A 12,433-nucleotide genomic window follows, 5' to 3' on the forward strand; every position below is an offset into this window, starting at 1 on the left:
TTATTTACCTGATTTTATTGCAGAATTTTTACTTTTTGGATCGATCTTATCCAGAAGAATCGAAGCCAAGGATTTGGCCTGATTCCCTCCGGAACCATTGTCCACGAAAACGGTTAGTACATACAATTTTTGATCTTTACGAAAAGATAATACTGTCCATCCGTGGGTTTCATACTTGTGCATAAATTTAGTTCCAGTTCCGGTTTTTGCACCCAGGATTTCCACGTTTCCATTTTCAGAAATATTCAAATCCTTTAATGTTCCTGATCTCGGAACCTCGGAAAGAGCAGAAACGATCCATCTCAAATCCTTTCCTGTATAAGGATTATCTTCCGATCGAATAGGCTTTCGATCCGGTCCCCAATAAGGAGAAAGTCTAGGACCTTCTTTCCAAATAGAAGCGTACAACTGTGAAATTTTCAAAGGACTTAAAAGAAGCCCACCTTCTCCAATAGAAGCCGCTACTTTTCGCAAGGGGCTGATAGAAGTAAAATTTGTATCAGAAGGTTCTATATAAGAATCCAATCTAGATCGAGTGGATTTTCCCAAACTCCAATCCTCGTACAATTTGGAATAAAACAGATCAGGGTCGGATGAGGCATTCGTTAAAAAATATACATTGCATGATTGAACTAATGCAGATCTGAGATCCATTTCTCCATGGCCTTTTGCCAAGGAACATCTCAAATACTCTTTTCCGTTTTCATCCTGAGGCAAATGGAATGTGTTTAGATCCGATTTAATCGGAGCTAAATTTTCTTTAGGATAAAATCTACCCTTGCATAAGACCTTTTTTTCAGGAGAGAATCCAAGATTGTCTTTGTATTTTAATAAAGTTAAAGCTGAAAAGGTTTTTACTAATGAACCGGGAGGTAATTTTTTTGAAACTGCTATCTCCGGTCTGTAAATATATTCTACTTTTCCGGATTCAATTTCCATCAAGACTACAGAAGATGTAGAATTTTTAGATTCGAATTCTTTTACCGTTTCATCCAAATACGAGTAAGAAAATTTCGGTGCCGCTCCGATTCCAACCGCGCAAAGAAAGAGCACAGCGCAAAGAATTCTGATTTTATAATATACTTTTGAATTCATTCCGATCAATCCGGCTCTATCTCAAAATTACCCAGATGATAAACTTGCTGGGCCCTGGTCATTGTGAATTGATATTGTTTTCTTTTTTCTCTGGGAGTTCCTTCATACAGAACTATATATACCTTGGCTCTGGTAACATGGGCATTAAACGGAGCATAATACTGTGCTTGGACTGCATAATTTCCGGGTAGAGCCTTAGACATGGTAAAAGTTTGAGGAGCGAAAGTAGCATCATCATAAACTAGATTTCCTCCAGACTTAGTGGAAGTATGGGCCCAGTAACACTTTTCCCCCGAAGGATCGATTACCCAAAGATCCGTATAACTCGAAGTATCCCAGGTCAGAACAACTTTGATATCTCGAGGAGGAACCTTTGCAAAAAAGCTGACCTTATCATAAGCCCTGCCTGCACGGACCTCCACCAGATTGTCTCCGGGAGAAGCCACAGTGCTAAAGGAAAACTTTCCGGCATACAAGGGCACCATCTGAGGAATACCATTGATAACTACCGTGACTTTCTCTGGGCTAATACCTGTCACAGTTCCTGAAATTTTTTGGATTCTCTCGGTAGTAAAGCCGCCATTAGGAGAATCTATCGAAACAGCTTCTGCATTCAAATACATTATGGAAATCGAATATACTATGACAAAGGACGCAAGGAACCGTATTCCAAGACCTCTGCTCAACTTTCCAGAAGACATATTTGGATTGGAAAAAAACATCTTAGGATTCCGGATCTATCTCGAAATTCGCAATATGATATACTTGCTGGGAACGTGTCATCACGAACTGAAATTGTTTTCTTCTTTCGTTCGGCTTTCCTTCGTTCAAGACCACATACACATTTACTCTGGTGACCGGCTTATCATAAGAACCGTAATACTGCACTTGGATGGAATAATTCCCTGGTAATGCCTTGGACATGGTAAAAGTTTCAGGACCATATCCATCCACTACGTCCACATCCAAATTTCCTCCGGTCTTAGTGGAACGATTTGCATAAAAACATTTTTCTCCCGTAGGATCCAAAACCCAAAGATCGACATCAGTCGCCGTGTCCCAAGTAAGAACCACTTTGATATCTCTAGGTGGAACGGCTGCGAAGAAAGAAACTCTATCGCTTGCGTTGCCTGCTTTTACTTCGATCAGATTTGTTCCTGGAGCAACTACTGTGCTTAAGGAAAATTTTCCGCCTTGTAAACGGATCATCTGAGGAATTCCGTTAATTACAATAGTCGCTTTTTCTAGATTTCCACTAACAGAACCGGAAACAGTTTGGATCCTTTCAGTAGTGAAACCACCATGAGGAGAATCTATAGTCACAGTCTGCGCGAACGTAGCAGATCCAAAAAGTAAAAGGAAACTTAGAAGTAGATTATTGAACGTTGATTTCATCGTCTGAACTCGCTCCTGTTACTTCTGAATAATACATTAAGGAAGCTCTGGCTGGAATTACCTTGTACTTCCCTCCTACTTCTGCTCTGATAAAATATCGGACCTTAAATTCTTTTGTAGGACCTCCTACAAAGAATACGGCTCTATCGTCGTAAATCTGCCGACTTAGATATTCCATCTTCAGATCGCCTGCATAATACTCTGCATCTCTTTGTAAGAATGAGAATCCGGGCAGTAGTGAATCTTCTACTTGGTAATAAGAGTCTGCGTCTCCTTCTTTCTGGACTGAAACTTCTACCATTACCAAATCACCCGGCTGGAAAGTTTTAGATTCTACTGGAGTGATATCATTCGATTCCACTTTTAACTTATAGTAGGTCCGTTTTACTTTGATTCCATTAGAATATGTTTGGATCTTCTTACTTCGATCCGTGTAGTATAAGGAAGCGGTTGCATAAAGTACAGGCCCATCCTTTTTCAAAACTTCAACTTTGTTCGGCCCGGAGCGGATCAACTCGGAAGGAATCGGGATCTTATACAACTCTCCTTGCTCGGACTTAGGAGGAAGAGTTACGGTTTTCAAACTGGTTCCGTTCAATATGATCTCTACATTTGCAGGAGTTTCCGATTCACGAATAGAAGCCAAAAACTCAGACAGTGCCAAGACCGCAGCAGATGTATCTCTTGAGTTATTCCAGGCCAATTCGATACGATTGGATAAAAGAGAAGAAGCAAGATTTGCAAGAATGACCTTATCTTCTCCCAATCGAACTCCCGCGCTCAAAAGTGCGGAAATTGTTTCAATCCTATCTTCTTCCCAGCGAGGGTTTTTACCGTAAGAAGTGAGTTTGAAGAATGGCTTTTTGCCGAATCCACTGGTCTCCACTCCTTTTTTAAACCAGGTAGAGGCTTCCGCTTTCTTACCTTTATTAGCTAATGTTAATGCAAGCAATGCTTGCCCGTATTGGTTCAGCTTAGCGGACGATTTTACTAAACCGTCCAAAATCGAATCTTCTAAATTACCACCTTCACTTAAAGAAAAGATAATATATGCCTTTGCATTCGGGGAAAGATCGCCCTTACCCAAAACATCATACAAATAAGCTCTGGCTCGGCTCAATACTGGAGCAGGAACCTTGGCTCCGTTTTTCTGACTAACTGCCAATCCCCTATATACATAGGCAGACATCAGAACATCACTTTCCACACCGCCTTCAAACCAACCGAATCCTCCATCAGTGCGTTGGAGTTCCGACACTCGTTTTAATCCTATATCTATCATCTTAGGAAGTTCTTTCCTAAGTCTCTCATTGATGAAACCGGCCTTTTGAGCGGATAAAAGAGGATAGAATCTACTCATAGTTTGTTCCACACAACCATAAGGGTAATCTGCAAGATAATCCAGAGACTGCCTTAAAGCTGGTAAGGAAGCAGGACTGAGTCGAACCTCCAAACGAGGGTCTCCTAATTCTTTAGGCGCTTCTAAGTTTAGAACTCCTGAATGTTCTCCTTCTTCCATTCCTAAACTATCCGAAATAGTTTTAGGCAATCCCCAAGTCTTGAGTGGGATTTCAGATTTAAGTAAATCTTGGTAACCAGAGGCCGCCGCAAGAATGCTGATCTTCGCGGATTTGATTTTAGGATCTGCAAGAGTCTGCACATCAAAATGTAGAGATTGGTTTTGACCTGGCTCCAAATTGATTGTAGTTTCGGAGTTTCCTAAAATTTTTGCGCCTTCTGCTTTTACGGTAACCTTAATAGGAAGTTTGCTTGGAGATTGATTAGAAATCGTAGCGGAAACTTTTTGAGTTTCCCCCTTGATGATAAATCTTGGCATTCCACCTAAGATCATCAGATCTTTTTTGGTAACAAAACTGGTTTGACCTCTTCCTACTTTAGTGTCCGGAGTGATAGCGATTGCGGTCACTCTCCAAGAAGTCAAATTGTCCGGAAGATTAAAACTAACAGTAGCAGTCCCATCCGGCCCGGTTTTTACTTTTGCATTCCAATAACTTGTATCTTTAAAACGATCTCGCGCCTGGTCCTCGTTTTTCATCGCAGAATAAACGGAGTCTCCTTTTTTCCCCAAGGCTAGTTTTAATCTTTTATTTTCCGAATATCCGAAAAACTTATAAGCGGATGCCAAAGTGGTCTGCACGTTATTTCTTCTTGGATGATAGAAGAATGTTCCTATATTCGGGGTCTTCTCCTCTTTGATCTGATAGATTGCCTCATCCACTATTGCAAGAGAAACTTCCGCAGAAACTCCGTTGCCTCCAAGGCCCGTAGTTTTTAAGCGGATCTCAGCTTTATCACCGGGGCGATATACCTTATGTCCTGGCTCTAAAGCTACTTTCAGGAATTTCTGCTCAGGAGGGGCGACCACTCTTACTTGGCTTTTATAAACATCATTTCCTGAAAACTGAACTGCAGATAACGTGAAATTCGGACTCATTTCCGCAGTGATCGGAACCGCATATTTTAAAGCGTTTCCCTTCATCTTCACCACTTCTTTTTTGAAGATCCTATTTCCTTCTAAAGTCAGAACCATATGTCCGTTTGAAACGGGACTTAAGACCAGAATTTCCGCAGTGTCTCCTACGGAATAAATATCCTTACCAGGTTTGAGAGTAATATCCTTGAAAGGAATTTCGATAGAATCAGAAACGGAAGAAGCCCAGAAGAATGTTTCGGACTTTGTAAGATTTCCGTTCGGATCCTTGGTCTCCGCGACTAAAACAAATTGTCCTCTTTTAGGAATCGTGAAAGAAGCGGTCCCAACTCCAGAGGCAGAAGTCATCACAGACAAAGAAGAAATTTTAGAACGATTTGCCTCTTTTACAAATTGGATGTCTCGATTGTAGAGAATTAGATCCACATTTCGATTTCCCACCATTTTCTGGCGTTCTACTTCGCTCAAAGTTTTATCATAAGCGATCAGATTTACGGTTAACTTTGCTTCTTTCCCAGGTTCATATACGGAGTTATCCTTGGAGATCCTAACAAAAAATGCACTTCGATTTACGGAAAAGGAAGCAGATCCATCCAAGGTCATGTCCTCTGACTGAACGGAAGCGATGATAGTATAAACAGAATCCGCATCCGATTTATCCGGTTTAAAGCTGATAGAATATTGTCCCTTGGAATCTAACTTTCCTTTTCCATCCAAAACCAATTCTTGTTTATCACTTTGTCCGGACTGTTCCAAATAATCGGAAGAAGCATCGAAATTAATCGTTCCTACAGGAGAATAGTCGAATTTAGGCCTGCGAAATACTCTATAAGCAACCTCTTGCCCGGCTACCGGTTGGCCGTAATAATACCTTGCCTTTACAAGAGCATTTACTTCTTCTCTTTGTAAATAATTGGATTTAGGAACAGATACCGATACCAAGAAGGTCGGTTTTTTATAAGCCTCCACCGCAAATTCGGTTTGGAAAGTTTTATCACGGAAATTTAATATAAGAGAATAATTTCCTAGAGTAGCATTTGCAGATTCAGGAACTACAAATTCTCCTGAAAAAGTTCCGTTATCTCCGGAAATATTGATCGGAACGCTAGGAATAGAAGTTTCTCCCTGCTCGCTTGCAACCGCAATCACACCGGTGCCGGAGATAGTTCTATAATCGTCTTGGGAAAAGTTTCTAACAATTCCTTTAAAGTAAACAGTATCTCCCGGTCTATATACGGGACGATCTGTATAAATATAAGCTCTTGGTCCACCTTCTCCATAAAAGGAACTGGAATAAAATTCAGGATCGGAAACCGAATATTCTCCATTCTTATGAGCGAGAACTAAACCTTTTACGGGACTTCTTCCCTTATAAAAGTAAGTTCCATCAGAGCTTGTTTTTCCAGTTTGGAATGCTTGGCCATTCTCTAAATTAAAAAGAGTCAGGTCTACATCGGAAACTGGCTCTCCGCTATCTTTACGGCCCACATACACGAATGTCTCTGCGTCCGATTGTTTTACTAAAAAATTCAGACCGGATTTAATCAGGATTGTATAAGCCAACTGAGATCCGGAAACTCCTTCTACAAGGTAAACACCATTGTCTCGGATCGGGACAGGGATCCTACGATACGCCCAAAAAGAAGTTACAGTGGGAATGGAGAATGTAGCGACCAATTCTTGGTCTTTTAAAATAGCAGGGACCGCTAAAGGTTTATATTCATCAGGTTTTTCATAATCAATTCCTAATGTCTTTTTCAATTCGGACCTTGTTTTGGAATTGAATTCTTTTCTAGCAACCTTACGAAAATTGTAAGTGAATTTATCTACAGTTCTTGTAAAGAGTGCGATCGGATTTCCGAAGGCTCCGTCATTATTCTCTTGGACCAATCTTTCCTTTACTTTCTTGGTCAAGAACGCTTGCGGATCGGCAATCTTATATACTCTAAATTCGTAATTTACAGTTCCGTTTCCTTCCAGATTTACATAAGCATTTTCACCGGAGCCAAAACTGCGATCCGTTCCCAGATAAAATGCAGCGGAACCGAATAGATTCGGTTTCACATAAAATAATCCTAATGCAAAGATCAAAATTGCGAGAAAAGAGAATATTATCTTTTTACGATCCGATACACGAGTTCTCATTCTGAAATTCCTATTCTAAAATCCGAAATCTATAAACCCCAAGAAAATTTCGGTTATTCTTTTCCGGGGAAAACAACACACTTCTTTCCAATTCTTTTGCTCGGATCAATTTGATGCCTCGTTCCGAACCGGTATGATATAAAAGTTGGGGATTTTGACCTTCTCCCTCTATAAGGATCATAGAATGGAAATTTGTCCCAACTCCGCGATCCGATCTGAAAAAGAGAATATCTCCCGCTAGTCCAGACTCTAACTCCTTGGAAACAAAGGAAGTATGGAACTTTTCCAAACTTTCCGCGTCCGCAAATTCTCCGAATTTGCCCTCTCCGATCCGGAACAGGTTTTTACCAATATAGGGTATATCCGGGTAATTAAATTCCCGGACATCCGGTAAATTTTTATCCAATAAGATCCCTGTCCGAGTTTGCCAATCTTGGGTATGAGCCTTTAAAGACTCCTTATATGCGAAACGAATCAATCCGCTGCAATCTCTTTCCTTCAGGTTCCAGGAGGAATTCTCCTTTAAATATTGTGACAATGAGATCCGAACAAACCAGTCTCGAAAGGTCTGGCGATCCGATTCTGTTCTAAGCTCTGCAGAATCAGGAAATCCATCCTGGTCAAAATCCCCGTCTCGGCTAAAAAGCAAAATTTCAACCGTTTTGCCTTTCTGAGTTCGTATCCTAATATTTGAAGGGACCTTCCCCGCTTGCACTCGTAAGATCTCTTCTCTGTCGTTTTTTTCTCTCGAGAGAAGTTTAAGTAATTCAGGATCTATCTCTTCCCAAACAAAATTGTCTTTTGCGCCGAAGATCGGATTCGAAATTTTTAATACGGCAACCGATTTGCCGTCCGCGGGCATCCTCAGTTCAGTCGGATCCAAAACGGATTCAAAATAAGAATTACAATGGAGCAAAACGAATACTAGAAGATAAGAAATTCGAAATTTCAAGGAAAGAGCCTCGATTAGATAAGTTTAATAGCCCAAGGCCTTTCTGATCTTTTCCGGAATATCTTCGAATTTAGGATACTTATGTTTTTTGCCGTCTGGAAAGATTACATAGTAAGTTCCGTTCAGAACTTCCATATAATAATTTCCTTTCTTCTTTTGTCCTATAGAAGTTTTATCCATTTCCTTGACCATTGCCTGGTACCTAGGAGGAAGGACCTGCCAAGAACCATAGACCTGAATCTCTCCAGCATGATTCACGGTGTACAAACCATTTTCATGCATGATTTTGATCCCGTTATAATCGAATACTTCTAGAACATTTACTTTAGGTTCTTTCTTTTTCGGTTTTTCGTTCGGATCAAAACTCATAGGTTCTTCCGAAGGAATATCATAACGAACTACCGATTTAGAATCGTGTCTTCGGTTTCTAGTGAGAAGAATATAAAGATAGGAAAGACCGGACAAAGCCAGCGCAGCAAAAATCAAATAATCAAAATGTCTGGCTATCCATCCCATCACTTCAATCTATACTCGATTGCCTTACATGCAAACGGAACCGGATCTCCTGCCTGCGTCCAGAAGCTACATTTTTCGAAAGCGACTGAGGCAACACAATTGTCCACATCCTTCTTCCTTTGTTTTCCGGGAACAAAAGAGGTGATCTGTCTACTCGATCCGCATTCGGCATCTTTTGCGGCATAAGCTACCATGATCTTAGTAGCTGCTTCTCCAAAGGAATAAAAGTCGTCGTCCACGTCTGAACAATCCGACAAACCGAATAGTACAATTATAAGAAGGATCAGACTTTTATAGGAAGTTCTAAAATTCACACTCTTAGATTTCATACTCCGGCTTCTTAGGTAATAATCGTATTTTTTCATCCAAAGGAAGATCTACTTCTCCTAAAACGGTTTTGTATCTTACGCTACCTTTCATTCTCAAATTCGGATCTTTTCCGGCAATGAGGTTCGTGACTACTAAAATTCCAAGTAATAGTTTATCCTTGTTTTCTCTCTTTTCAAAGCTTGTTTCTATCTTGAGTTGGATCACGGTTTTAGAAAAAGCAGGGACTTCAGTTTCTTCTTCCGAGATGACCCTGGCTAATTCGGCTTCTTTTCCGTCAGTGCCTGAGGTAAAAACACCAAGATCGAACTTATAAATTTTAACAGAAGAATCGTTCGGATTCTCTATCTCCAATTTAGATATCATTACGATCTTTGGAGAAGGTGGAAAAGGCAGAATTTCCACTTTTTCCGTTTTGGTTTCTATAATCCTAAACTTACAAGTCTGTAATTTTTTAACATTCTCCCTTAGGTCCAGTAGGCAGGAATTAAAAAGGATACCAGTTCCTAAAACTAAAACCCAAGGTCGAAATATTTGCCTCGTACCGGATGAGATTCCCATCAAAGCTCCCATCCGTTAGAAATCAGGACCTTTCCTCTAGTCATATTATTTGCATATTCTTGGATCGCTTTGTCCGCTTCTTTGAGCGGATATTTAGCTGCGATCTCGGTTTGGAATTCTTTTCCTAAAAGGGAACGGATCTCAGAAGTGATCCTCCAAATTTTAAAAGGACTTTGCTGAGGCATCCAAGAAGAAAGCCAGTAACCTTCTATCTTTTTGTCCTGAAAAATACCAAGTCCTGCATGGTAAGAAATAGGCTCTTCTGATAATGCGCCGTAAACCACACATTTACTTCCGTAAGGCATAGCGGCCAACGCTCTTCCCGTAATCTCTCCTGCAACTGCATCCAGCATAATAGTAGCATTCAGTTTATTAGAAAGAACTCTAAGTTCTCTATCGAAATTAGGAGAGCTGGAATCCAATACATGTTCTGCACCCAAAGATTTAAGAAGATCCACCTGTTCTTTTCTTCTTACCACATGAATGCCAGGGATTCCTTTTTTATTAGAAAGCCTTAATAACATTTTTCCCAAGGCAGAAGCGGCAGCTGTTTGAACATATGCCTTATGTTTTTCTCGGATCACTTGATCAAGTAATGCCCAAGCAGTGATAGGGTTTACGAATAAACAAGCACCTTGCTCCAGGCTTACATCTTTTCCTAAAGTAAAACAAGAATATGCATCAGTGATCATGTATTCTGCATAAGGTCCGTCACCTTTATTCGGAGCCACGCATGCAACTGGTTTACCCACTAAAGAATTTGCTCTCCAGCCTCCGCCGCTTGCAATCACCAAGCCGCTTCCTTCAAAACCGGGAACAACAGGAAGTTTTTTCTTAATTCCATACAATCCTCTCATGAACATTAGATCGGATGGATTGATGGAGCCTGAATGTACCTTAAGTAAAACCTCTCCCTTCTTTAAAGGTTTAAGTTCTTTTTCTACAATCTTAGCTCTTCCAGGTTCGTTGCTGTATTCTTTCAATTCGTATGCGAGATACGATTTTGGTAGTTCGAATTTTTTTGCCATTTGATTACCCTCTCACTCTTCGTCCTTTAACGTCAGATGCCGGATCGCTTCCGGTTTATTTTCTAGTATATGATTTTGAATAAATACTTCTGCGTCTTCTTGTGTTTTGATAGAAAACCAAAGTCCTTCCGGATAAGAAACCTGTACAGGACCTAATTCGCAACGATCCAAACATCCCGATTTTTGGATACGGATCTTACCTTTTAATCCAAGTTCTTGTACTCTCTTTTTCATATAAGCGAGTAATTGAGGAGATCCTTTCGGGCCACAAGAAGGCCTTTCTCCTTCCGCTCTGACATTCTCGCAGACAAAAACATGCTTATCAAAATACATTAGAGCCTTGCCTTTCCTCCTAATTTCCTATATAGGCAAAAGCTTTGAACCCATTTTTTCGGAGAATAGTTTGAAGCTCTAACGGTTGCCAGAACCTAAAAAAGATTTTTTTATGGTCTAAGAGGCTCGATTCGCGAGTATTTACTCATATTTGGAGAATAGGATGAAACGATCCGTACTACTAATTTTATTATCTTCATTATTATATTCCCTTTCTTTCTGCAAAAAGGAAGAGAAGCCTGTATTGGAGACCGAAAAACCTCTTTTCGAAAAAGTTTTGTCGGAAAACGATAAGATAATTCAACTTCTCTTAACAACAGAAGGAGTTTCGCCTGATGTAAGCGGATTAATTTCTTCCTTAAATTCTTTGGGAGAAGTAAAAGGTGGCTTGGAATCTTTTGCCATAGATATGAAGAATGTACTAGAAGAGGCAAAATCGTCGGATGTGAAAGTATCCTTTGAGGCCTATTCCAAGTTTAGCGAAGTTTTGGCGAATACTATGAAGGTCCACGGATTACAGTCTGGAAGAAACCGTTTCTATTGTCCAATGGTCAAAAAGACATGGGTATTTTCCGGTATGAAAATCCTAAATCCTTACGCTCCGGATATGCGTGATTGTGGTGATCTTATTCCCTGAAAACGAAAGACAACAAGAAAGAACCTGTCTAGCGGGAGTCTCCGAGTCCAAACCCTGTCCCGGCAATTGTAGGGATTTTTACAGGGAGTCGAATTGGAATGATTCCGGTGAACAGGCTTGTTTTGCCTTCGAAAAATTAGAAAAGTTTTTAGAAGGAGTCAGTTCATTTTCAGTCGGCGCCACTGCATTCCAACAAGCTCCTGCAGATATCTTAGAAAACTTTTCCACAAGATCTGAAATCGGTTTCGACCTGGTTCGATACTTTCTTTCCATATCTTCTCCAGATCAGGTCATGTCCACAATCCTGGAAATGGACGATTCTTTACTTTATAGGATCGTAAAAGAAGACTTTAAAATATTCCAAAAACTTAAAAAAGAGAAGAAGGTCTTCGGGACTGAAACTAACTTTTTGGATTCTAAGGCAGCCCAATTCTGGAACGGACTTCCGCCTGAAAGGATTTCTAAATTTATATTATTCTGTCTTAGAACCAAGAAAGATAATATATTCGCAGCCAGATTTTTAGGACTCATGCCGATCGAAACACTTCTCATACTTGGAGAATCCTTAGGATTAAATAAAGAAGAAGAAGCGGAACTCTACAAAGGATTGGAAGAATCTTTATACGAATTCCCGATTCGATTCCCTGCGATCTATCCTCATTTGCTGGAATTATTTTCGGAAGATCCCGAAATCAATATCATACTTTCCACAATGGAAGGACTTGTAGAAAGAAAAGAGTCCCTATTAAGAGCAAGGGAAGAAGTCCTCAAAATTATAGAAGAAGCTCACAAAAAGAACTCCCACCAAGAAGTATTAAATTATCTGAATACTTTGGACAAAGATGCGGCTCTGGAAATTTTAGGAATGTTAGAAGAGCAGAGCCATATAGGATTTTCTGAAAAAAGCCTATTATCCGCCTATATCAAAGGAGAAGAGTCCGACTTTATCACCTTCGGAAAAAGGCAGCAAGTTTTCAGAGTAAAATAAAGAT

At 40.2% G+C, this 12,433-nt stretch carries 12 protein-coding genes; 2 read left to right on the forward strand and 10 right to left on the reverse strand.

Translation table 11 applies throughout. From position 1 onward, the window contains the following. Genes CH365_RS05375 through CH365_RS05420 form a run of 10 tightly spaced genes read right to left on the reverse strand, consistent with a single transcriptional unit; the run spans nt 1 to nt 10,804 of the window. Nucleotides 1–1,095: a penicillin-binding transpeptidase domain-containing protein gene (locus CH365_RS05375; protein ID WP_100767580.1), complete on the reverse strand. Its 1,095-nt coding sequence runs from the start codon at nt 1,093–1,095 to the stop codon at nt 1–3. A gap of 5 nt (nt 1,096–1,100) precedes the next feature. Further along, entirely contained in the window at nt 1,101–1,817 is a 717-nt protein-coding gene (locus CH365_RS05380) for a DUF2135 domain-containing protein (protein WP_100767581.1), read from the reverse strand. 1 nt (nt 1,818) lies between these two features. Continuing rightward, nucleotides 1,819–2,490 carry a YfaP family protein gene (locus tag CH365_RS05385; protein ID WP_100767582.1) on the reverse strand — a complete coding sequence of 224 codons (672 nt, stop codon included), beginning with the start codon at nt 2,488–2,490 and terminating at the stop codon, nt 1,819–1,821. Next, the gene (locus tag CH365_RS05390) at nt 2,471–7,087 is read right to left on the reverse strand and encodes an alpha-2-macroglobulin family protein (RefSeq protein WP_100767583.1); all 4,617 of its coding nucleotides are present in this window, start codon (nt 7,085–7,087) and stop codon (nt 2,471–2,473) included. The genes CH365_RS05385 and CH365_RS05390 overlap by 20 nt, the downstream gene beginning before the upstream one ends. Before the next feature lie 10 nt (nt 7,088–7,097). Continuing rightward, nucleotides 7,098–8,039, reverse strand: coding sequence for a DUF1175 family protein (locus CH365_RS05395; protein ID WP_100767584.1), 942 nt, complete (start codon nt 8,037–8,039; stop codon nt 7,098–7,100). 24 nt (nt 8,040–8,063) lie between these two features. Continuing rightward, nucleotides 8,064–8,555, reverse strand: a complete 492-nt coding sequence (locus tag CH365_RS05400) for a hypothetical protein (RefSeq protein WP_100767585.1) — start codon at nt 8,553–8,555, stop codon at nt 8,064–8,066. Continuing rightward, complete coding sequence (locus CH365_RS05405) at nt 8,555–8,884, reverse strand: LIC13255 family lipoprotein (RefSeq protein ID WP_100767586.1); 330 nt, start codon at nt 8,882–8,884, stop codon at nt 8,555–8,557. The genes CH365_RS05400 and CH365_RS05405 overlap by 1 nt, the downstream gene beginning before the upstream one ends. Continuing rightward, nucleotides 8,874–9,443: an LEA/WHy family protein gene (locus CH365_RS05410; RefSeq protein ID WP_100767866.1), complete on the reverse strand. Its 570-nt coding sequence runs from the start codon at nt 9,441–9,443 to the stop codon at nt 8,874–8,876. The genes CH365_RS05405 and CH365_RS05410 overlap by 11 nt, the downstream gene beginning before the upstream one ends. Then, complete coding sequence (locus CH365_RS05415) at nt 9,443–10,471, reverse strand: zinc-binding dehydrogenase (RefSeq protein ID WP_100767587.1); 1,029 nt, start codon at nt 10,469–10,471, stop codon at nt 9,443–9,445. The genes CH365_RS05410 and CH365_RS05415 overlap by 1 nt, the downstream gene beginning before the upstream one ends. 12 nt (nt 10,472–10,483) lie before the next feature. Next, a complete protein-coding gene (locus CH365_RS05420; RefSeq protein ID WP_100767588.1) occupies nt 10,484–10,804 on the reverse strand; it encodes a (2Fe-2S) ferredoxin domain-containing protein in 321 nt (106 codons plus the stop codon). 163 nt (nt 10,805–10,967) lie between these two features. On the opposite strand from CH365_RS05420, the gene CH365_RS05425 reads away from it, so the two are divergent. Together CH365_RS05425 and CH365_RS05430 are read left to right on the forward strand one after the other, a co-directional pair. Continuing rightward, a complete protein-coding gene (locus CH365_RS05425; RefSeq protein ID WP_100767589.1) occupies nt 10,968–11,441 on the forward strand; it encodes an LIC13259/LIC11441 family protein in 474 nt (157 codons plus the stop codon). Beyond that, nucleotides 11,425–12,429: a hypothetical protein gene (locus tag CH365_RS05430; protein WP_100767867.1), complete on the forward strand. Its 1,005-nt coding sequence runs from the start codon at nt 11,425–11,427 to the stop codon at nt 12,427–12,429. The genes CH365_RS05425 and CH365_RS05430 overlap by 17 nt, the downstream gene beginning before the upstream one ends. Nucleotides 12,430–12,433: the final 4 nt, after the last annotated feature.

The organism is Leptospira neocaledonica (assembly GCF_002812205.1).
Taxonomy (GTDB): domain Bacteria; phylum Spirochaetota; class Leptospiria; order Leptospirales; family Leptospiraceae; genus Leptospira_B; species Leptospira_B neocaledonica.